This is a genomic window from Paenibacillus larvae subsp. larvae (assembly GCF_002003265.1).
In the GTDB taxonomy this organism is placed as follows: Bacteria; Bacillota; Bacilli; order Paenibacillales; family NBRC-103111; genus Paenibacillus_H; species Paenibacillus_H larvae.
On record NZ_CP019687.1, the window covers coordinates 1,273,223 to 1,292,946 of the forward strand.

The window sequence follows — 19,724 nt, forward strand, 5'->3', positions numbered from 1 at the left end:
CTGATCCTCCTAATTTTCTTGTAGCAAGTTGTGTAATGAATTATAATTAAATAAATTTAAATACAGTTTAACACACAATGACCTTTATGTTAATTTGTATTTACTTTTTTTAAATTAAATTTAACATTCCATTAAGGAGTATTTGATTATGGAAAATATAGACATTGGTAAGAAAGTTGAAAAATATAGAAAAGCTAAAGGATTGAGTAGTAGAGAGTTAGCAAAATTAGCTGAAATTACACCTTCAATGTTAAGCCAAATTGAACGAGGTTTGGCGAATCCTTCTATTCAAACTCTAAAGGTCTTAGCTAAAACCCTTGATGTTCCAACTTTTAGTTTTTTACTTGAAGAAACAAATACGGATGATTTAATCGTAAGGTCCAGTAAACGTAAGAAAATGATCATTGATAATTTGTCTTATGAGTTATTGTCTCCTGATTTTACGGGTAATCTGGCAACGGCGATTATGAATGTTCCTCCGAATACTTCTTCATCAGAGAAACTTCTAGCACATAGAGGAGAGGAAGTAGCATTTATTTTAGAAGGAAAAATTAGGGTGTATTTAGATGAAGAAGAATATCTATTGGAAGCTGGTGATAGTGTGAAAATACCAGCAAATTTAAAACATAAATGGGAAAACAATTTTAGTCAAAATGCAGTTATATTATTTTCAGTTACCCCACCCGCGTTTTAATGTAGATAAATGTAAAATGTTATTCCACAATCGGGCGCAATTGTTTAATAATTAAATCCCAATTTCTCGTTTGTAATTGTGTTCTTTCAAATAAACAGGTCTTCTTTATAAAAAAGGGAGCCCCCTCAAGTAGAAAATCTACTTTTGGAATAGGCTCCTTTTTACTATCAGACTTTTATCGTCTAGGTTTGCACTTCTTTACTTTCATGGACCCGGCTTGCCTCCGATTCCTTTTTATCCCGTTTAATGCGTCCCTTTCCTACTGTCAGGGTGATCAGCACACCGATTGCCACGAAGATTAATCCTACAAGGAATACCGTAGAGAAAGAATGCACCCAGGCGGACTTTACGGTAGTCACGATGTTATGGACGATATCCGCAGGCAGTTTATCGCCCAGAAGCTGCGGATTGAGCATAACGCCAAACATTTTATCGGAATCCGTCCCGATTTGGCTCAGGGCGCCGGACATCATCGGATTTCCGGTAACATCCGGAGTAGCCAGGGTATCCGTCATGTTCACCTTCAGATTATGATTCATGACTACGTTCAGAACGGTAACACCGATAGTTCCGCCAATTGACCGGAAGAACGTAGTTGCAGAGGTTACCGCACCCAGCTGATTTCTCGGAAATTCATTCTGCACGGCAATAGTGAGCGTCGGCATAACAAGCCCCATTCCCAAACCCATCACGATCATAAAGGAATAAACGGTCAGGGAAGCCGTATCAATGCCCAGCGTACTCATCAGGAAAAAGCCTAAAGATGCTATCGGCATACCGATAAATAATATGGTCCGGTAGGTGAATCTTAGTAGTAATTGTCCGCCAATCACACTCGCCAGAATTAAAGCAATCATCATAGGAGTCATGGTTGAACCGGCTGCTGTCGGACTTACTCCTAAAATTCCCTGCATAAACAGCGGCACGAACATAATTGCACCGAACATGCCAAGGCCAAGAACAAAACCCAGCAGGTTTACCGAGGTGAATACGCGATTTTTAAATAGTCCCATATCGATAATAGGTTCCGCCGCTTTCAATTCTGCTAAGATGAATAATAGAATAAACAGCAACGAACCGCCGAAAATCAGATAGCTTTCCGTAGAGGCCCAGGCGAATTTATCCCCGGCAAATGTAATGCCAAGAAGAAAAAGAACAAGCCCGGTAACAAGTGTCAAAATGCCAAGATAATCGATATTCACTTTTCCTTGGCTTTTTGCTGTAATTTCATGCTTCATGCCAAAGAGGATCAGCAGGGCGGACAAAAGTCCGAACGGAGCATTGATGGAGAATATCCAATGCCAACTTACATGGTCAACAATAAATCCGCCTACAAACGGACCAAATACAGAGCTGAGTCCAAAAATCGCACCGAATACTCCTTGCCATCTGGCTCTTTGCTCTGCCGTAAAAATATCACCAATAATCGTTTGGGACAAGGGCATGATCATACCGCCGCCCAAACCCTGGATACCACGGTAAATAACGAGCTGTTCCATACTTGTCGCAGTTGCACACAGCATGGACCCGACCACAAAGATGACCGTACCGATCAAGTACATCATTCGCCTGCCAAACAGGTCGGATAATTTGCCCACAATCGGGATTATCGTGGTAGATGTGATCATATATGCTGTAGTTACCCATGCAAAGATGGAAAAACCGTCTAAATCTTTAATTATGGTAGGCATAGCCGTACCTACTACTGTCTGTTCAAGGCTGCTGAAGAACATGCCGATGATCAGACCCGCCAGCACAAGCCGTTTGTTTATTCCTTTTGTTTGTTGAATTTCACTCATACGTATGCGATCTCTCCTTTTTCTTCTTTCTCTGTTATCTCCTTCAGCTGGTCGGCATTTCCTTAACCAAATCACACAGCCGCCTCAATTTTGGTTCCAGTTCCCGAAACTCTCTCAGATTGGCTATCATGCCTTTGATAATGACTTGCCGGGGTTCCATTTGTCTGAATTCTTCCTCTAGCCATTTTAAAGATTCTGAAGCCAGGCCGTCGGGCGAGTCTATACCTCTTTTTTCCAGCTGATGCTGCATCTGCTTGATCAGTACGAGAGGATGATCTTTCTCATAGTTGTTTCCGCAAAGGCCGCCGGCATAATTCGGCCAGGTTTCCGGAGTCAGCAGCGGATCCGGCTTCGTTGCAAGAATACCGCCTACCATATAATCCAGAAGTCTTAAAAAGGACGATATGATTTTCTTTACGGGAATTTTAATGTTCTCCATCAGGATCAAAGTAAAATACGTGGAGAATAACCCTCCAAAGAACATGGCGCAATCCGCCTTGTAAGGCTCCAGTTCCTTCCCATACATATCAATCATGCGTTTTTCCAGCCAGTGCAGCATTTCATAGTTCATATTCCGGATGTAATTAGCAATGTTCTCATTAGACCGCCCAACGCTGTTAAAAATTTGCTTCATATTAATTTCCCGGAACTCAACGAAATGCTGCATATGAACTTCAATTTGTTTCGAAAATTTTTCTTTTTCCGTCAGTTTAGGCTCGTGTTGAATCAACATTATGCGATCCCAAATTTGTTGTGAGAAAAATTGCATCATGCTGAGAAGAAGCTCTTCCTTTGATTTAAAATACGTATACAAGCTCCCCTTGGACATTTCACATGTTTCGGCTATCTCCTGCATGGATGTATTGTTAAACCCGTTTAATGAAAAAAGTTTCATAGCAGCAAGAATAATTTGCTTTTTCTTTTCGGTCATACGTTCTGCCAAGCAATAATCCCCCTTCCTCTAACTGATGGGTTCGCGATATGACCAGAAGGTCAGAAGTTATTATACCTTGAGCCCATCAACTTTTCAAGCTGTTTCTTGTGAGGAAAATATCCTTCAGTTTACAGTACAAAAATCCTGAAAGAATCTCGCTCTCTCTCAACAAAACTATGAAAATAAAAAGGCAGCCGGACAAGCGCCGTTTCCGTAGAAAAACCGTTACATATATTGGCATGAATACAGAATTTGATTTTACCTGCCGTATGATCTTTTCTAAGTAAACATAGGAGGAGAAACCAATGGAACTTAAAGACATTCAACGATCCTATGCGGCTATTCTGAGTCTAGGATATAACTGTCAGGTCGCATACCAGCTTCGGATGTACAAGCTGCGTTCTTTTGCAGGTCTGCTGGATTGGTTTAACTTTCCTGACACTTATTGAGCTGATCCGCCTGGTTATCGAGGCTGTCCGCATCCCCGGATCTGTATGCTCATATGCTAAAGGGATCTGACTGGTGGGGAGACTTTGGAGCCTGGAGTCTGATTCTGAAAGAAATTCATTTGACTGCTTAAACTACCACACCTTTATAGAAAGGAGATTGTTATGGGAATCGTCATCTATCCGCCTACTATTGATTGAGGCTTTATGAAGCAGCGGCCTCAACAACTGATGAGCCAGTTTGCCTCACATAGACATCTCACTTTTTATTTGGATCTAAGGGAAAATAAAAGACAATTTAACTCTAATGCGGAACTGATAGGCTATCAAAATTATGAACAGCTTCCGGCATTGCTGGAACAAATAGATGTCTGTCTGATTCCGTTCAAAAGAAAACCTGTTGTTTCCACTAATCTGCCCGAAGTCCGCAAGCTGCAGCCTTATGTACGTCTTGCCGATACTCCTGAAAGCTTCATAAATGAAGTAAGAAAAGCTTACAGCATAAGAGGTAAACAAGTGAAAAAACGAAGCCAGTATGTGCCCAGACATTTTCCAGGTTTCAGTTCTTCTTGCGGTCCTGTGCCGAAGATTCCCACATATAGTGCCAGCAGCTTTTCTCTTGAAATTTATCCCAGGATTTTCCTCTCATTGGCAGCAAACCTTCGGGAGAGTATCAGTGTCTCTTCCAAACGAAGAACCCGTTGCCCGGAACATTCGTTAAAGCCTATTTAGACTTCCGTCTTACTTTGCCTCCTGCCGTGAATCCAGCTGCGGAACTGATTCTGCAAGCTACAGAATAACCGTGGGTACGGACGGAAGTCTCATTTGCCAGGCAGCCGCCAGTCACCTTTCTGGCCTCTGTTCCGCTTGAACAGACACTTCAAGAAACCGTATCCCTGGATGTCACACGCCATTTGCAGGCTGGAAAACCCGCATCTTTTCATCTGTCCACCTCCTATACCTTCTCCCCTTATTTCAAAACCCGGATAAATCCCACATTTCTCTCTGCGACGGTTACGTTTATAAACGGTTGCGTATAACCCGGGTGAGACACTTTAACAATAATATAATCTTCTTGCGAATCAATCAGACGGCCTTCCAAAAACTGATTAGATTGGAACACTTCCACGTCCGATCCTATATAAGAACGTAATGCCTGACTAAGTCTCACTATAATTCCCCCCTATTCTTCGTCTGAGAAAGTTAGAATATTTTGAAGAGGAATGAGTACTAGATCCCCTGTCGGTTCACTTAGTTTTACATAGTCTTCTCCTACTTCAATAACAATACCGGCAATTTCTCCCCGGTAGTTTGAAAGACGACTGCCCGTCCACCTTTTGTCCGCAAAATTTCGGCAATCTGACGAAGATGGCCTTCAAGCGCATCCGCCCTTACTGTCAGGTCAGCGACTTGACCGGTAACCCGGAGCAGATCCTTCTCCAGCTTATCTACCTTGTGCTCTAACCTTCTCAATCTTTTGCCCCATGATAGGCGGCCAAATCCCCACCTTAAAAACAATCCTAGTTGTATCCCCCCTCCCGGGCGTTTGATTTCTTCTTGGAGACAGGACTCATCCTGATGATTTGTCAAAGGTCTCACTCCTTTTTTGGGTCGAAATTACTATAGTTTATGAAAGAAACCTGTACGAGGAACCGACTCTTCGAAAAATGATGAGATCAACTAGAATTGTTTAACGGATCAAGCAGCATATAAGCAGATAGCTCAAGCCAATAACCCGTTTGGTGACGGTACTGCATCAGCAAAAATTGTGAGGTTTATTAAACAGAAAGTTTTCTCTATAAAGGGTTAGTAGACGGGGCTTTCCTTAAATCTATTCCCAATATAAATAAGAGGCTATCCATTCTGATAGAGAAATCATTTACCTTTCTCTGGGATAGCCTCCTGCCCTGTCTATATAGCAGGCTCTGGAACCTTTTTTTCCCCGTTATCAATCAGTCCCATAGCCTTAAGCCCTTTACGGATACCGTCTTCTCCGATCGGGGCAGTCACATAATCTGCTACCCTCTTCAGCTCAGGAACCGCATTTCCCATCGCGATACCATGCCCTACAAGAGAAAGCATTTCAATATCATTACGTCCGTCTCCAAACGCATAGGCATGCTGGGCGGGGATATTAAGCTTATCCAGCATAATCTCGATTCCTTTAGCTTTGGAACAGCCTTTGGGAAGCACGTCCATTGCGACCTCATGCCAGCGTACAAAATCAAACTGGGGAAATCGTTCCCGGTATACATGCTCCTCGTCTTCTGTACAGAATAGAAGCGCCTGATAAATGGCATGTTCTTTATAGTACCGCGAATGGATAACAGGATACTCCATCAGCAGTTCACCGAAACTTGTCACGATGTGAGGATGCCCCAAATCTTTCGTTCCAATGCCTTTGCTGCTGCAGAAAGCTACTGCGTGATTCCGGGAAAATGCCTCCCCTGCAAGCTCTTCCAAATGTTCAAGCGCAATGGGATTGTCATAAATTACTTCTCCTTCATAAACTACATACTGCCCATTTATAGAAATATAGGAATCTATACGAAGTTCCTTGCGAATGGAACTAAAATAGGCCGGGATTCGTCCCGTAGAAATAACGGTGGAAATTCCTTTCTGCTGCAATTCATGAATGGCTTGCTTGGCTGATTCAGGAATCTTACGGTCCTCATGATGAAGCAGCGTACCGTCTACATCGAAAAATACAATCTGTTTCTCCATGTCTACCCCCTTATGATTTATGGGGTCCGTTTCCGTCACGCCCTTGGGAGAATTCCGTTAGGTAACGCCGGAAATCGGACCTCTGTTTGTTCATAGGCAGCGTTTCAGTCCTTTTTTTAAAACGACTTTACGCTACAGTTTTCATTGTAAAATATGAAAAGCATTTCAGGGCAAGTGTTTTCCCCCCTTTTTTTTGCTAAAATACAGGTAGCTCATGAACAAGGAGAGAAGATACTATGGCCAATATCAAACAGATTGCCATAGCGGCGGGAGTTTCGGTAACTACTGTCTCCAGAGTATTGAACGGCCATCCTTATGTAAGCCGGGAAAAAAGAGAGGCTGTGCTTAAAGCCGTCAAGGATTTAAACTATGCCCGTAATTTAAATGCCGTACATCTGGTCAAGGGCAAAACCAATTTAATCGGAGTTATTATTCCTTACATAACGAATTCTCATTTCAATTATTTGCTTGCAGGTATTGCCGACCTGGCATTGAAATATGGTTTTCAGCTGATTTTGTTTCAGACCGATTATAATCCGGATGAAGAACGAAACGTCCTGCATCTTCTGAAAATGAAGCAAATTGACGGTATTATCATATGTTCGAAAACAATCTCTTGGGAGGAAATCACCCCTTACACGGAGCACGGCCCGATTGTAGCCTGTGATGATCCCGGGCAGTTCCCGGTTTCAGCCGCTTATATCAATCACTATGAAAGCTTCAAGGCGGGAATGGATTACTTAATTGGTACCGGACATAGAAAAATAGGGTACTGTATTAACCGTAGTACCAGTTATAACAGCAAAAAACGGGAAAAAGCATACAGGGATGCTTTGGCCTCAATTGGAGAACCTGTCCGTGAGGAATGGATTTTTCGGGGTTGTTTATACCACCAGGACGGCGTTCGTGTCGTCAACCATATATGCGGGCTCAAGGATAGACCGACTGCTATCCTCGTGGCCGGGGATGAGGTTGCTTCAGGCATTCTTACACAGGCCAGACACGCAGGAATCCGCGTTCCTGAGGATTTATTCATTTTTGGTTTTGACTTTCAGTACATAGGGGAGCTATTGCAGCTTCCGACTGTGAATAATCCCATCTCAGATATAGGACGCCGTGCTTTTGAGATTTTATACCACCACTTGAAAGAAGAAACAGCGGAACCGGTAAAAGCTGAATTGAAATTCAGCTTTATACATCGCGGCCAAAAGGATGTGAGAACATGACACAACACAAAAAAACAGATGAAGAAGCGGTTTCCCGTTTTATCGAAATTCTTCACCGCCAGGTCAGGAGGAACTTAAAGGTTACCTCCGTCATATCCAACCGTACGACCTTGCCTTTTTATATCAACATATTCCGGTAGAAGACCAGCAAATCCTGCTGCATCAATTGACTACTTCCCAATTAGTGAGTCTGATCGAGGAAGTCGATGTTGCTTTACAGTTGGATATTTTTCAGCGGATCGGAGTCAGGGAATCGGCCAACGTGCTGAACGAAATGGAAAATTTCACTTATGAAGCAAGAGGAATCTAAATCCGTAACTGAACTTATGGAGTATCCTCCGGATACAGCCGGAGGTTTGATGACCAACCGGTATGTATGGATTCCACGTTCGTTTACAGTGAGAGAAGCCGTGGCTAAATTAAAAGTATTCGCGGAAATCACCAAGCATATTTACTATTTTTATGTGGTGGACAAAGATCGCAGGCTTATCGGTTTTTTGTCACATCGCGATCTCGTACTGGCAGACTCAGATGACCTCGTCGAAGACTTAATGTATCAGCGTGTTATTTCGGTACCTCCCCATATGGATCAGGAAGAGGTGGCCAGCATCTTCCAGAAATATGATCTGCTTTCGGTCCCTGTTGTAGACGAGCAGGATCATTTGGCGGGAATTGTTACGGTCGATGACGTAATCGACGTTATGATAGAAGAAACCAACGAAGATATTGGGAAATTTGCGGCTTCCGGCAAAGATATAGATTTTCATACAAGCTCCTTTAGTGCGGCAAAACGCCGTCTTCCCTGGCTTATTCTTCTTCTTTTTCTTGGTATGCTTCCCGGCCGGTTCCCATTATTCCGGGGTTTCATCGGATGATTTCTGATCCTTATAGGGAAATGCCCGGAACCAAAGCCCGGGCACCGTTACAAAAGCTCATTCCATCCGTTTTTGTACACGTTCTCTTTTCCGCCGGTGTTGTCTCGTATGGAATGATCTTCGTTTTCCCCGTTGTTTACCTGATGGTTTTAATGAACCCCATGCAGCAGCCCGGGTACGGTGAAGGGGAACGGATTCTTCCCTTGCTGGTGACTCCTGCTGTTCTATTTTCAAAAGCTCCCCTGAATGGCCGCTATCCCGTTTGAAGGTTGCTGCAACAGGTTCTTCCAAGTTTCGCCGCGACATTTCACCCAGTTCTTCTTTGGAAATAGGTTCTTTAATAACAGCAAAATGAAACATAATTTCATCTACAACATTCAACTGGGATTGTCTGAGAATGATACGGTCTTCCTCTTCATACAGAGGAGTTGCATATTCCGGCATATAAAAAAATTCCTGTCGGATTAACCGGAAATCAATGATTAAAGAAGGATTCGGGTTAAAAGCCGATAACGGCTCTTTCTTATAACCGTATTCAGCAACTTCATATATATCTCTTGTCAGATAACGGGGTGTATGTTCATTAAACAAGTACCGGTAGTACGGATTTGCCTGATGATAGCCGTTATTTGCATAAGGCGCCAGGATACAAACAACAGCTTTATGTTTGCAAACCCGGTAGATTTCTTCCATAACGAACATTAAATCATTAGCATATTGCAACGAATGTGCAGCCAGCAAAAAATCCACTGATTGATCTTCAAGCGGGATTCCCTTGTTGAAATCACATACCGCATCTACTCCCGAATATTCCACTTTATCAAGGCCCCATGTGTCAGGATGCTTTTGAAGACCGCAGCCCAAGTCTACACGCATATTTCTCCCCTCATTCCCACCTGGTTTAATACACCTTATGGAAGTCGTCATCGAATGGTATGGGTAAGAAAAGAAATTAGTCCATTGACTCGGTTAAAGGCATTTTTTGATAAGAGCCATCAATCAAGCTGGGACAGGAAGCACTTCGTGACCGAAGTCGGGCAGAAAAGCCAGTTCCTTCTCACAGCCCAGATGATTGTAAGCTGCGAAACAGGCCAATCAATAAGTGGCATAAATGTCCTCCTTTAAACAGCAGCCTGAGCGATTGACATTTCTAAATCTTGATGCAAGCCTCTTGCGGTTATTATAAAAAAAGCTGACAAGTTATAACTTGCCAGCTTTTTCAATATTCGTTAAGCGTTTAGTGTCTTACTCCAATCTTGGGTGCTATGGCCTTCCAGATATTTCTCACAGTCCATGGCTGCCATACAACCGCTTCCTGCTGCTGTAATAGCTTGGCGGTACTTGGTATCCTGTACGTCGCCACAAGCGAAAACCCCCGGAGTATTTGTTTCGGTCGTGCCCGGTTTTACAACAATATATCCGTGATCGTCGGTTTCGATTTGGCCTCCGAGGAATTTGGTATTGGGTGTATGGCCGATAGCGACAAAAATACCGTCGGTTTCAAGCAATTCTTCTTCACCGGTCTGATTATTTTTCACTTTTAGACCCGTTACCCCTCTATCACCAGCCACTACTTCAAGCGGAGTTCGGTTCAGGCTCCATACGATTTTTTCATTTTCTTTTGCGCGGTCCTGCATGATCTTCGAAGCTCTGAGTTCATTACGGCGGTGTACAACACGTACCTCTGTGGCAAAACGGGTTAAGAAGTTGGCTTCTTCCATAGCGGAGTCGCCTCCTCCTACCACGATAATTTTTTTACCGCGGAAGAAAAATCCGTCACAAGTGGCACAGGTGCTGACACCCCGTCCGACATTTTCTTTTTCGTTCAAAATTCCTAAATACTTGGCGGATGCACCAGTGGAAATAATCAGCGTCTCTGTAATAAGCTCGCCAAGGCCTTCCACAGACAACTTAAACGGTCTTTCAGACAAATTCACTGAATTGACCCAGCCCGTGCGGAATTCGGCTCCAAAGCGCTCTGCCTGCTTGCGCATACTATCCATTAATTCCGGGCCCATAATACCTTGGGGGAATCCCGGGAAGTTCTCCACTTCCGTAGTCGTTGTGAGTTGTCCGCCCGGCTCCGGACCTTCAATAACCAAAAGATTCATGTTTGCTCTCGCTAAGTAAATGGCTGCCGTCAAGCCGGCTGGTCCTGTTCCTACGATAATGGATTTGTACATACTGATTGCCTCCTTGAAGAGAGAAATTAATAGTAGATTTAAATTTTTTCTTCTTTATTACCCGTCCAATCCTTTTTTCCAATAAAATGATTGGGAAATTTATCCTTGGACAAAAAACGAAGTTAATCCTCCAGCGCCTGACCAATGGCAGTCGGGTTCATACCTACTATCTTTTTACTGCCAATAACGGTGACAGGTACGGAGCGCATTCCCATATTATACAGTTCTCCGGCAAATCGCTCATTGGTATCCACATTGCGTTCTTCAAATACTACTCCCTTACTGTCCAGAAACTGCTTGACTTGGTTACAGTATGTGCAGTGAGTGCTGGAATACACAATTACATTCGGCTTGGCCATCTCTATCACTCCTTTACAGCCGGCCATTATATATAATAATTATTTATTTATAATTATTATATATAATGACGGATTTGTAAAGACCCGAATGAAGAAGGAAATAAGCCTTTTATAATTTTGTCACATTTTACAAGGATCATCCAAACTGTTAAAATGAGCAATTCATCAGACACGCTAATGTTGAGCACTCTGCCATCTGTTTTATGTAATTTCTGTTTTTTCTATGCTCCTATTCTACCATAGTTTGATTCATTAAATAAAATCCACTATAAACTATTTGCCCGGTGCTTCAGCAGGTATCGGGGAACCCTTCCATTCATTAATCTCCTGTGGGCGAAACCAAATAGAGAACGAAATGTCAATATCCTTGGCTTCGTGCAAATAATGAAGCCCGAAGTCATAAAGAGTGACCGATTGTTTTCCGGATAGAATCCAACTGTCATTAGTCATTTGTATACTAACGGGAAAAACAAGTTCTTTAGTTACATTACGGACTGTTACCTTTCCCTCCAAAGTACTTTCCAATGTTTTGCCGACTTGTATAAGGTCTAGAGAAAATCCGGCTTTCGTTAATTGAAAAACGGCTTCAGGATAAGTATAAGTTTGGAGTTACTCCGGACATTCCTACCTATATCCCCCTCTTCATCCAAATATTAATTGATAAATAATAAAAAGAGCGCCTCCTGTATAGAGAAGCGCCCTGTATGAATTTTAGATCAGATTTTCATAACCCCGCCCGTGCTCGCCGATGTAACAAGCTTTGAGTACCTGGCGAGATAGCCGGTTTTCACTTTCGGTTCAAAGCCTTTCCATTGCTGCTTTCTAGCGGCGAATTCTTCTTCGGATATTTGCAGGTTCAAGGTACGGTTTGCCAGATCGATGTTCACGATATCCCCGTTCTGTACAAAGGCAATAGGTCCGCCTTCTGCAGCTTCGGGAGAAACATGGCCGATGCTGATGCCACGGGAAGCCCCTGAGAAACGGCCGTCAGTGATGAGTGCTACTTTGGCGCCAAGTCCCATACCGACAATCTGGGAAGTAGGGGCCAGCATCTCCGGCATTCCCGGTCCGCCTTTAGGCCCTTCATACCGAATAATCACTACATGACCCTCTTTAACTTTTCCGTTCGCAATGCCGTAAAGAGCGTCATCCTGAGAATCAAAACAAATGGCCGGCCCTGTAAAGGAACTTCCTACGGAAGGATCAACAGCACCGACTTTTATGATGCCGCCTTGTGGTGCCAGATTTCCAAACAGGACAGACAAACCACCCTGTTCATTATGTGGATTATCCATTGGGCGAATGACGTCCTTATTGCGGATTTCATAACCCGCAACGATCTCTTTCAGGGTTTTTCCTGTTACTGTGATACAATCTCCATGCAGGATACCTTCCCGCTTTAGCAGTTCATGAATGATGGCACTTACGCCGCCCGCTTCATGTACGTCCTCGATATGATAATCGGAAGCCGGGGCAATTTTGGCCAGGTGCGGTACCCGTTTGGCCACTTTATTGATCCGCTCAATCGGATACTCCACTTCCGCCTCATGGGCCAGAGCGAGGGTATGAAGCACGGTATTTGTTGAGCCGCCCATGGCCATATCCAGTGCAAACGCATTGTCAATGGCTTCTGCCGTTACAATATCCCGCGGCTTGATATCCAGCTTGATCAGCTCCATCAATTGTTTGGCCGAATCGTTTACAAACTGCTTGCGGTCTTCCGAAACGGCCAGAATCGTTCCATTACCCGGAAGGGCAAGACCGAGACCTTCAGCCAGACAGTTCATCGAGTTAGCCGTGAACATGCCGGAGCAAGAGCCGCACGTCGGGCATCCGTATTGTTCCAGCTCTTCAAGACCAGATGCATCAATCTTGCCGGCCTGGTAAGCTCCTACACCTTCAAATACAGAAGATAGTGAAATGGACTTACCGTTCTTGTCTTTACCGGCTTTCATTGGTCCACCGCTTACAAAAATAGTAGGGATATTCACGCGGAGAGCTCCCATCATCATGCCGGGAGTGATTTTATCACAATTAGGAATACAAACCATTCCGTCAAACCAGTGTGCCGCTACTACAGTTTCAAGGGCATCGGCAATAATCTCCCGGCTTGGCAGTGAATATCGCATTCCGATATGACCCATGGCAATCCCGTCGTCCACCCCGATCGTATTAAATTCAAAAGGAACACCACCGGCTTCACGTATCGCCTCTTTTACCAATTTACCGAATTCTTGAAGATGAACATGACCCGGAATAATATCAACATATGAATTGCAAACAGCAATAAAAGGTTTGTCGAAATCTTCTTCTTTTACTCCTGCTGCCCGTAGCAAACTGCGATGAGGGGCACGGTCAAAGCCTTTTTTTATCATATCGCTTCTCATTTTTGTCTTTCCCATGGTTGTAACCCTCCCCGGTAATGTTTTCCATTCTGTGATATTGATTTAATCTAGTAACGATTCAATGCATTAAACTAGATTGTACCACGGACAAGCAAAAAGTGTTAGCTAAATATTTTATTTTTCTCCAAAACCGTCAGCTTTCGTCCGGCAACATCCATAACAAGCTTCCCGTCACGGATTCCCCACATCCTGGTTGCAAATCGTTCGGCCAGTTCCACGTTATGAAGACTGCACAAAACCGTAACTTTCACCTTTTGCGCAAGATACTGAAAATCTTTCATGATTTGTTCTGTTGACCTAGGGTCCAGTCCGGAAAACGGTTCGTCTGCGAAAATCACTCTCGCCCCCTGGACCAAAGCTCTTGCAATAGCTACACGCTGCCGTTCCCCGCCACTCAGTTCTTCTACTTTCTTATAAGCTTTATCCAATAGAGGCCGACCTGCTCCAGGTAATCCATCGCCATTACATGTTCATCTCGTGGTGTTGTGCGGGTAAGAAGCCGCCATACCGGCGTTTGGTAAAATCGGCCGCTCAGAACATTTTTTACTGCTGTTTTTCTCAGATTCAGAACCGGTTTTTCCTCCAGAAAAAACCATTCTTTCTTTAATTTCAGCTTCTCCAGCCCGCTTATGGATTGAAGTTCTTTATTGTCATGGATGAGTTAATCCCTCAATTTTTTTATCAAATAGTAATGGGTATAGCCTCCTGCCACATCCTCGATCTGACCGAAAACTTCAAAGCCATGCTTGATATAAAAGTCGGGTGCCTGAAAGCTGAATGTATCAAGTTTCATGAATTTGCATTGATTTTTCATTGCTTCTTCTTCAGCAGCCTGAAGCAGACGTGAACCAATTCCCTGACCGCGAACTTGCTCATCAAGTGCTAAAATGTCAATCTCCAGCCAGTCAAAGCAAATGCGTCCCAAGAGTCCTCCTACTAACAACCCTGTATCATCCTTGGCAGCCAGAACCACTTCACGAAACTGCTGAAAAATTTGGGAAGGCACATGCCGCTTATTAAAGTCGCGCAGATGACGCAGAATCGTCTCCTTCGTTTGTTCCTTATTTTCTTCCAACATCTGAATATACATCGATACCTCCATACTTGATATAAAAAGATTATAGACTTTTGCAGGCACTTCGGCAACAGCCAAGAATGCGGCTGTACGAAACGGTTGCCTTGGCCAATAACGATTTCCTTTTCCTAGTGTTTCCCAATGACAAGACAATAGTCTTTGATTTGGCAAAAAAACAGGTTTTGCTGTACTATGGGAGTTGTAATCGAACCGACCTAAAAGGAGGATCACCATGGAAGAGGTCATCATCATTGGAGCAGGCCCTTGTGGATTATCCGCAGCAGTGGAACTTCAGCGAAAACAGTTTAACCCGCTGGTCATTGAAAAGCATTGTATGGCGTACTCCATCTACCGATATCCAACCAATCTCCAATTTTTCAGCAGTCCGGAGTTACTAGAAATCGGAGGGATTCCTTTCTCTACCCCCAATGATAAACCTTACCGGCAGGAAGCGCTGGTCTATTACCGTAATGTAGCTTCACATGAAAATATACGCATTCATTCTTATGAAGAAGTGGTATCTATTGTAAAGAAAGATTATGGTTTTGATCTGCATACAATTAAGCGCGGAAGAAAAAAAGGAGTCTATCAGGCCAAAAATGTGGTCGTTTCCACAGGCTATTTTGATTATCCGAGTATGCTTGGTATCCCCGAGGAAGAGCTGGATAAAGTTACTCATTATTACGAAGAGGCCCATCCTTACACAGGAATGAAGGTGACAATTATCGGAGGCAATAACTCAGCAGTGGATGCTGCTCTGGATCTGTTGAAAGCGGGTGCAGAAGTTACTGTTGTCTATAGGGGCAGTGAGCTTTCCTCCAATATCAAGCCTTGGGTTAAACCGATTTATGAAAGCATGCTGAACAAGGGACGTATCCATATGCTGTTTGAATCTTGTGTTACCCGCATAGAAGAAGCTACAGTTATCGTCCGTTCTCCTCAAGGAGAAGTACAGATTGCCAACGATTTTGTCCTGGCCCTAACGGGTTTCAGACCTGATCGAACCATGCTGGCCGAAGCCGGTGTAGATCTGGATGAAGAAGGATTTATCCCTGTATATAACCCGCAGACAATGGAAACGAATGTAAAGGGGCTTTATATTGCAGGTGTCATCGCTTCCGGTAAAAATGCCAATGAAGTTTTTATCGAAACCGGAAGACTGCACGGCAAATACATTGTAAATCATTTGTCGGGAGGAGACGGTTGAATTTTTATGTTCCAGCGAAAAGATTATTTGGTGCGAATGATTGAAGAAATGTCGCAAATGATCGGAACTGTTATCGCCAAACTGAGAAAAGAACGCAAGCAGCAGGAAGCGCTGCAAAACCTTGAAGAGCTTCTTTCCGGGCTTCATATGCCGGGGGCCAGACTGCTCAGTTCTCTACCCGAGGACAATATGATCCAAATGATCAGCACAGGAGGTTCGATTGAACCGGACCGCCTCGCGGCTGCCGGTATCATATTGAAAGAACGCGGGGATATTCTGGAGGAACTGGGAAACGGGAAGGAAGGCCTTAGCAGCCGGATGAAATCCTTGTATTTGCTGCTTAAATCCCATGAACTGGGGGCAGATCCGAAAGTCATAGATTATCCTTCTGCTGTACAAGAGCTTGTCAGCAGATTAAGGTCATTCCGGCTTCCTTCCCCTACTTTGCTTCTTTTACATAAATACTATGTAGACTTAGGGCATTACGACCTCGCCGAAAATGCCCTATATGATTTGCTTGAAGCCGGAGAGAAAGATACCGGCCAATTAGGTTTTCATTTTTACGAGAGACTGCTTGGATTGCCTGAGGAACTTCTTGAATCCGGCGGTTTGCCCATTGAAGAAGTCAAAGACGGGTTGCAAACATGGAAGGAACGGCATTCCACCCCTCCGGAGACCTCTGCACCCTTATCTGAAGAGGAAACGCCAGGAACCTGAGTTCCCGGCGTCATTTCTTCGTTTTACTATGTATGCGTTTTCACGCAATTCCGGAAATATAAATCCCCACTAAATTAATCGGTTTTTTTGAAAAAGGGATTGACGAGCTTAACACAATGGGGTATACTCCAATCATGCCAAGCGGCATTGAAAGAAATGAATAGCTTTTTAATTTCATACCTATTCTTATCAAGAGAGGCGGAGGGACAAGGCCCGATGAAGCCCGGCAACCGATTCAAGGCTGGTTATAACCGCTTGAATGTCATGGTGCCAATTCCTTCAGAACCGGATGTTCTGGCAGATGAGAAAAGTGGTCTATCGTTCACACAGCCCTTTTTGTCTCTGCACAAAAAGGGCTTTATTTTTACCCCAAGAAGCAGGTGATAAGCATGATCAAACTGAACCAAATTGTTAAAACATATCAGAACGGGAAAAACATGACGCATGCCCTTCATGGTATAGATATGGAAGTAAACCGGGGAGAAATATTCGGGATTATCGGCCATTCGGGTGCCGGTAAAAGTACCCTGGTGCGCACCATTAATTTATTGGAAAAGCCCTCTTCAGGCAAGGTTATCGTAGACGGCGTTGACCTAATCGAGCTTCCAACAGCCAAGCTTCAGCAGGAGCGCAGAAAAATCGGAATGATCTTTCAGCATTTCAATCTGCTTTCTTCCGCTACGGTTGCCGATAATATAGCATTTCCCCTTAAGCTGGCCAAAACACCCAAAACAGTCATTCAGAAAAAAGTGAACGAATTGCTTGATCTGGTCGGGCTTACAGGACAAGGAAACAAGTATCCGTCCCAACTGTCCGGTGGCCAAAAGCAGCGTGTGGGGATTGCCAGAGCTCTTGCCAACGATCCAAAGGTGCTTCTTTGTGACGAAGCTACCTCTGCCCTGGACCCGCAAACTACGAATTCGATTTTGAATTTGCTGCTGGATATCAACAAGAAACTGCATTTAACCATCGTCCTGATTACTCATGAAATGCACGTAATCCGTTCAATCTGCGACCGTGTTGCTGTTATTCATGACGGGCGTCTCGTTGAGCAGGGGGCTGTTGTGGAAGTGTTCCTGAAACCGCAGCATCCCGTTACCAAACAATTTATTGAGCAAATCTCCGATCCGGTTGACTTTCACCGGGAAGAGGCGAATTTGGAATTATCCGCATTTATCAAGATTAACTTTCTTGGAGAATCCACTTATGCCCCGATCCTGTCAGATGCCGTTCAGCAATCCGGGGCTGCATTCTCAATTTTGCATGGTACAATCTCCAAAATGAAAGATACACCCTATGGCCAATTGTTTGTCCGCCTGGATGGAAGCCTGGAGGCCCGTGAAGCTACTATTCACACTTTGCGCGACCGTGGCCTGGAAGTGGAGGTGCTATAAGAAATGGATTTCAGCCATATTCAATGGGATGAGATAAGTAAAGCTACGGTACAGACGATGACTATGCTGGGAATATCCATCCTGTTCACATTCATCATCGGACTCCCGTTAGGAATACTCCTTTATATTACGTCGAAGGGCAACTTCCTGCAAAACCGTTTCATCTATTCGATTCTTTCGGTCGTTGTCAATATTTTGCGTTCGGTTCCTTTTGTCATCTTAATGATCGCCATGATCCCTTTGACCAAAATACTGGTTGGAAAATCAATCGACGTACAAGGAACCATTCCTCCGCTAGTTGTTGCTGCGGCTCCTTTCTTCGCCCGTCTGGTCGAGACCTCACTGCGTGAAGTAGACCGGGGAGTAATCGAAGCCGCCCAATCGATGGGAGCATCCTACCGTCAGATTATTTTCCGGGTGCTTCTGCCCGAATCTTTATCAGGACTTATTGCAGGCATCACCATAACTACTGTCTCGCTTGTTTCCTACACCGCTATGGCCGGATTAATCGGTGGCGGAGGACTTGGGGACCTGGCAATCAGATACGGCTACCAGCGCTTTGATACGGCCGTCATGCTTGTCACGATCGTCATCTTGTTAATTCTGGTTCAAATTTTGCAGATGATCGGAGACCGATTAGTTCTTCGCTTCAGCCGCAAGTAAACAAATAGAAGCCGAATCAATTTCAATTGATTCAATCATTGATTAAAAGAAAAATAGGAGGGTTCAACATGAAAAAAGCCATTCTGCTTGCATTAACATTCATTTTAGCCATAGGTCTAAGCGCATGCGGCAAGAAAGACGAGGCTAACAATTCTCAAGAAGGAAGTTCTTCCTCTACCACAAAGCTGGTTGTAGGGGCTACTTCAAATCCCCATGCTGAAATTTTAAATGCTGTAAAAGACAAATTGAAAGCCGAAGGCGTTGAGTTGGATGTGAAAGAGTTCAACGATTATGTGCAGCCTAACGTCCAGTTAGATGAAAAACAATTGGATGCCAACTTCTATCAGCACACACCATATCTGGATGATTTCAATAAACAAAAAGGGACAAAGCTGGTTAAAGTTGTTCCTGTTCATATTGAACCTTTTGGCGCCTACTCCAAAAAAATTAAAAATATCAGTGAACTGAAAGACGGCGCAAATGTTGCCATTCCGAATGACGCCACTAACCTGGGACGCGCACTTGCCCTGCTTGAGAAAAATGGTCTGATTAAGCTGAAAGACGGCGTTGGCATCAGCGGCACAGTAAAAGATATTACGGAAAACAAGAAAAATCTGAATTTCAAAGAAATGGAAGCAGCCATGCTGCCGCGTGTAGTAGATGAAGTGGACCTTGCTCTGATTAATACTAACTATGCGCTTCAGGCTAAATTGGATCCGGGTAAAGATGCTCTTTTAATAGAGGATAAAGATTCTCCATACGCTAACATTCTTGTAGCCCGTGAAGACAACAAAGATTCAGAAGCGATTAAAAAGCTTGCTAATGCCTTGAACTCCGAAGATGCGAAGAAATTCATCGAAGATAAATATAAGGGACAAATCCTCCCGGCTTTCTAAATTCTCAATCAACACTTGCTCCAGCAGATTGAAAACCAATACCTCCCCTCTCTTACGAGAAGGGGGAGTATTGGTTTTTTATAAAAGAGCTCCTTGAACTGAATGCCGGTATCATTACCGGAAACCT

Annotated in this window: 24 protein-coding genes, 1 pseudogene and 1 riboswitch; of the genes and pseudogenes, 12 read left to right on the forward strand and 13 right to left on the reverse strand. The window is 43.9% G+C overall.

Annotation, left to right across the window (positions count from 1 at the left end):
- Positions 1 to 148 precede the first annotated feature (148 nt).
- Positions 149 to 694 carry a helix-turn-helix domain-containing protein gene (locus BXP28_RS06430; protein ID WP_024093930.1) on the forward strand — a complete coding sequence of 182 codons (546 nt, stop codon included), beginning with the start codon at positions 149 to 151 and terminating at the stop codon, positions 692 to 694.
- A gap of 182 nt (positions 695 to 876) precedes the next feature.
- Here BXP28_RS06430 and BXP28_RS06435 read toward each other — a convergent pair whose 3' ends face one another.
- Both BXP28_RS06435 and BXP28_RS06440 read right to left on the reverse strand, forming a co-directional pair.
- A complete protein-coding gene (locus BXP28_RS06435; protein ID WP_077584974.1) occupies positions 877 to 2,493 on the reverse strand; it encodes an MDR family MFS transporter in 1,617 nt (538 codons plus the stop codon).
- Between the two features lie 43 nt (positions 2,494 to 2,536).
- The gene (locus BXP28_RS06440) at positions 2,537 to 3,436 is read right to left on the reverse strand and encodes a TetR/AcrR family transcriptional regulator (protein ID WP_036654358.1); all 900 of its coding nucleotides are present in this window, start codon (positions 3,434 to 3,436) and stop codon (positions 2,537 to 2,539) included.
- Between the two features lie 296 nt (positions 3,437 to 3,732).
- Here BXP28_RS06440 and BXP28_RS22535 point away from each other — a divergent pair, with 296 nt between their 5' ends.
- Together BXP28_RS22535 and BXP28_RS06445 are read left to right on the forward strand one after the other, a co-directional pair.
- Positions 3,733 to 3,876 carry a DUF1796 family putative cysteine peptidase gene (locus tag BXP28_RS22535; RefSeq protein WP_024093927.1) on the forward strand — a complete coding sequence of 48 codons (144 nt, stop codon included), beginning with the start codon at positions 3,733 to 3,735 and terminating at the stop codon, positions 3,874 to 3,876.
- Positions 3,877 to 4,080: 204 nt separating this feature from the next.
- Positions 4,081 to 4,605, forward strand: coding sequence for a hypothetical protein (locus BXP28_RS06445; protein WP_023485095.1), 525 nt, complete (start codon positions 4,081 to 4,083; stop codon positions 4,603 to 4,605).
- Positions 4,606 to 4,694: 89 nt separating this feature from the next.
- Here the strand turns inward: BXP28_RS06445 and BXP28_RS24030 are convergent, their stop codons facing one another.
- The 4 genes from BXP28_RS24030 to BXP28_RS06460 form a co-directional block, all read right to left on the reverse strand.
- Positions 4,695 to 4,817, reverse strand: coding sequence for a hypothetical protein (locus tag BXP28_RS24030; RefSeq protein ID WP_257125670.1), 123 nt, complete (start codon positions 4,815 to 4,817; stop codon positions 4,695 to 4,697).
- 26 nt (positions 4,818 to 4,843) lie between these two features.
- Positions 4,844 to 5,044 (reverse strand): hypothetical protein, encoded by a 201-nt coding sequence (locus BXP28_RS06450; RefSeq protein ID WP_036654361.1) that lies wholly within the window; start codon positions 5,042 to 5,044, stop codon positions 4,844 to 4,846.
- 101 nt (positions 5,045 to 5,145) lie between these two features.
- Positions 5,146 to 5,463 (reverse strand): hypothetical protein, encoded by a 318-nt coding sequence (locus BXP28_RS06455; protein ID WP_077584975.1) that lies wholly within the window; start codon positions 5,461 to 5,463, stop codon positions 5,146 to 5,148.
- 321 nt (positions 5,464 to 5,784) lie between these two features.
- Complete coding sequence (locus BXP28_RS06460; RefSeq protein ID WP_024093924.1) at positions 5,785 to 6,597, reverse strand: Cof-type HAD-IIB family hydrolase; 813 nt, start codon at positions 6,595 to 6,597, stop codon at positions 5,785 to 5,787.
- Positions 6,598 to 6,833: 236 nt separating this feature from the next.
- On the opposite strand from BXP28_RS06460, the gene BXP28_RS06465 reads away from it, so the two are divergent.
- From BXP28_RS06465 to BXP28_RS06475, 4 genes are read left to right on the forward strand one after another with little or no spacing between them, the layout of a single operon-like run.
- Positions 6,834 to 7,823 carry a LacI family DNA-binding transcriptional regulator gene (locus tag BXP28_RS06465; protein WP_023482568.1) on the forward strand — a complete coding sequence of 330 codons (990 nt, stop codon included), beginning with the start codon at positions 6,834 to 6,836 and terminating at the stop codon, positions 7,821 to 7,823.
- Complete coding sequence (locus BXP28_RS22540; RefSeq protein WP_155116341.1) at positions 7,820 to 7,963, forward strand: hypothetical protein; 144 nt, start codon at positions 7,820 to 7,822, stop codon at positions 7,961 to 7,963. The genes BXP28_RS06465 and BXP28_RS22540 overlap by 4 nt, the downstream gene beginning before the upstream one ends.
- A gap of 17 nt (positions 7,964 to 7,980) precedes the next feature.
- Positions 7,981 to 8,133: a hypothetical protein gene (locus BXP28_RS06470; protein WP_230460850.1), complete on the forward strand. Its 153-nt coding sequence runs from the start codon at positions 7,981 to 7,983 to the stop codon at positions 8,131 to 8,133.
- Positions 8,114 to 8,698, forward strand: a complete 585-nt coding sequence (locus BXP28_RS06475; protein WP_023482567.1) for a CBS domain-containing protein — start codon at positions 8,114 to 8,116, stop codon at positions 8,696 to 8,698. Before BXP28_RS06470 ends, BXP28_RS06475 begins: the two co-directional genes overlap by 20 nt.
- A gap of 57 nt (positions 8,699 to 8,755) precedes the next feature.
- On the opposite strand, the gene BXP28_RS06480 is transcribed toward BXP28_RS06475, so the two are convergent.
- From BXP28_RS06480 to BXP28_RS23210, 7 genes and pseudogenes are all read right to left on the reverse strand, one after another.
- Entirely contained in the window at positions 8,756 to 9,574 is an 819-nt protein-coding gene (locus BXP28_RS06480) for a methyltransferase domain-containing protein (RefSeq protein ID WP_023482566.1), read from the reverse strand.
- Positions 9,575 to 9,927: 353 nt separating this feature from the next.
- Positions 9,928 to 10,881, reverse strand: coding sequence for a thioredoxin-disulfide reductase (gene trxB / locus BXP28_RS06490; protein WP_023482565.1), 954 nt, complete (start codon positions 10,879 to 10,881; stop codon positions 9,928 to 9,930).
- Positions 10,882 to 11,003: 122 nt separating this feature from the next.
- Positions 11,004 to 11,240, reverse strand: coding sequence for a glutaredoxin family protein (locus BXP28_RS06495; protein WP_036654434.1), 237 nt, complete (start codon positions 11,238 to 11,240; stop codon positions 11,004 to 11,006).
- A gap of 273 nt (positions 11,241 to 11,513) precedes the next feature.
- Positions 11,514 to 11,786: pseudogene (locus tag BXP28_RS06500) on the reverse strand (hypothetical protein); the annotation flags it as partial.
- A gap of 170 nt (positions 11,787 to 11,956) precedes the next feature.
- Entirely contained in the window at positions 11,957 to 13,642 is a 1,686-nt protein-coding gene (ilvD, locus tag BXP28_RS06505) for a dihydroxy-acid dehydratase (RefSeq protein WP_023482563.1), read from the reverse strand.
- Positions 13,643 to 13,746: 104 nt separating this feature from the next.
- The gene (locus tag BXP28_RS24035; protein ID WP_023482562.1) at positions 13,747 to 14,073 is read right to left on the reverse strand and encodes an ATP-binding cassette domain-containing protein; all 327 of its coding nucleotides are present in this window, start codon (positions 14,071 to 14,073) and stop codon (positions 13,747 to 13,749) included.
- Between the two features lie 233 nt (positions 14,074 to 14,306).
- On the reverse strand, positions 14,307 to 14,735 hold the full coding sequence (locus BXP28_RS23210) for a GNAT family N-acetyltransferase (RefSeq protein WP_036654437.1): 429 nt from the start codon (positions 14,733 to 14,735) through the stop codon (positions 14,307 to 14,309).
- 217 nt (positions 14,736 to 14,952) lie between these two features.
- Between BXP28_RS23210 and BXP28_RS06520 the strand changes: the two genes are divergently transcribed.
- The 5 genes from BXP28_RS06520 to BXP28_RS06540 all read left to right on the forward strand — a co-directional run bounded on the left by BXP28_RS06520 (position 14,953) and on the right by BXP28_RS06540 (position 19,597).
- Entirely contained in the window at positions 14,953 to 15,927 is a 975-nt protein-coding gene (locus BXP28_RS06520; RefSeq protein WP_023482560.1) for a YpdA family putative bacillithiol disulfide reductase, read from the forward strand.
- A 6-nt stretch (positions 15,928 to 15,933) separates the two neighbouring features.
- Positions 15,934 to 16,644, forward strand: a complete 711-nt coding sequence (locus tag BXP28_RS06525; RefSeq protein ID WP_023482559.1) for a DUF6483 family protein — start codon at positions 15,934 to 15,936, stop codon at positions 16,642 to 16,644.
- Positions 16,645 to 16,827: 183 nt separating this feature from the next.
- Positions 16,828 to 16,952: riboswitch (SAM riboswitch) on the forward strand.
- An 81-nt stretch (positions 16,953 to 17,033) separates the two neighbouring features.
- The gene (locus BXP28_RS06530; RefSeq protein WP_024093913.1) at positions 17,034 to 18,038 is read left to right on the forward strand and encodes a methionine ABC transporter ATP-binding protein; all 1,005 of its coding nucleotides are present in this window, start codon (positions 17,034 to 17,036) and stop codon (positions 18,036 to 18,038) included.
- Positions 18,039 to 18,041: 3 nt separating this feature from the next.
- Positions 18,042 to 18,701, forward strand: coding sequence for a methionine ABC transporter permease (locus BXP28_RS06535; protein WP_023482557.1), 660 nt, complete (start codon positions 18,042 to 18,044; stop codon positions 18,699 to 18,701).
- 68 nt (positions 18,702 to 18,769) lie between these two features.
- A complete protein-coding gene (locus BXP28_RS06540; RefSeq protein WP_023482556.1) occupies positions 18,770 to 19,597 on the forward strand; it encodes a MetQ/NlpA family ABC transporter substrate-binding protein in 828 nt (275 codons plus the stop codon).
- Positions 19,598 to 19,724: the final 127 nt, after the last annotated feature.

Excerpts from the sequence above, each read along its gene's own strand:
- BXP28_RS06460 (WP_024093924.1), bottom strand. The coding sequence starts at position 6,597 with ATGGAGAAACAGATTGTATTTTTCGATGTAGACGGTACGCTGCTTCAT.
- BXP28_RS06495 (WP_036654434.1), bottom strand. The coding sequence starts at position 11,240 with ATGGCCAAGCCGAATGTAATTGTGTATTCCAGCACTCACTGCACATAC.
- BXP28_RS06520 (WP_023482560.1), top strand. The coding sequence starts at position 14,953 with ATGGAAGAGGTCATCATCATTGGAGCAGGCCCTTGTGGATTATCCGCA.
- BXP28_RS06465 (WP_023482568.1), top strand. The coding sequence starts at position 6,834 with ATGGCCAATATCAAACAGATTGCCATAGCGGCGGGAGTTTCGGTAACT.
- BXP28_RS06435 (WP_077584974.1), bottom strand. The coding sequence starts at position 2,493 with ATGAGTGAAATTCAACAAACAAAAGGAATAAACAAACGGCTTGTGCTG.
- BXP28_RS06430 (WP_024093930.1), top strand. The coding sequence starts at position 149 with ATGGAAAATATAGACATTGGTAAGAAAGTTGAAAAATATAGAAAAGCT.
- ilvD (WP_023482563.1), bottom strand. The coding sequence starts at position 13,642 with ATGGGAAAGACAAAAATGAGAAGCGATATGATAAAAAAAGGCTTTGAC.
- BXP28_RS06475 (WP_023482567.1), top strand. The coding sequence starts at position 8,114 with ATGAAGCAAGAGGAATCTAAATCCGTAACTGAACTTATGGAGTATCCT.
- BXP28_RS24030 (WP_257125670.1), bottom strand. The coding sequence starts at position 4,817 with ATGAAAAGATGCGGGTTTTCCAGCCTGCAAATGGCGTGTGACATCCAG.
- BXP28_RS06445 (WP_023485095.1), top strand. The coding sequence starts at position 4,081 with ATGAAGCAGCGGCCTCAACAACTGATGAGCCAGTTTGCCTCACATAGA.
- BXP28_RS06530 (WP_024093913.1), top strand. The coding sequence starts at position 17,034 with ATGATCAAACTGAACCAAATTGTTAAAACATATCAGAACGGGAAAAAC.
- BXP28_RS23210 (WP_036654437.1), bottom strand. The coding sequence starts at position 14,735 with ATGTATATTCAGATGTTGGAAGAAAATAAGGAACAAACGAAGGAGACG.
- BXP28_RS06480 (WP_023482566.1), bottom strand. The coding sequence starts at position 9,574 with ATGCGTGTAGACTTGGGCTGCGGTCTTCAAAAGCATCCTGACACATGG.
- BXP28_RS06525 (WP_023482559.1), top strand. The coding sequence starts at position 15,934 with ATGTTCCAGCGAAAAGATTATTTGGTGCGAATGATTGAAGAAATGTCG.
- BXP28_RS06535 (WP_023482557.1), top strand. The coding sequence starts at position 18,042 with ATGGATTTCAGCCATATTCAATGGGATGAGATAAGTAAAGCTACGGTA.
- BXP28_RS22540 (WP_155116341.1), top strand. The coding sequence starts at position 7,820 with ATGACACAACACAAAAAAACAGATGAAGAAGCGGTTTCCCGTTTTATC.
- BXP28_RS06540 (WP_023482556.1), top strand. The coding sequence starts at position 18,770 with ATGAAAAAAGCCATTCTGCTTGCATTAACATTCATTTTAGCCATAGGT.
- BXP28_RS22535 (WP_024093927.1), top strand. The coding sequence starts at position 3,733 with ATGGAACTTAAAGACATTCAACGATCCTATGCGGCTATTCTGAGTCTA.
- trxB (WP_023482565.1), bottom strand. The coding sequence starts at position 10,881 with ATGTACAAATCCATTATCGTAGGAACAGGACCAGCCGGCTTGACGGCA.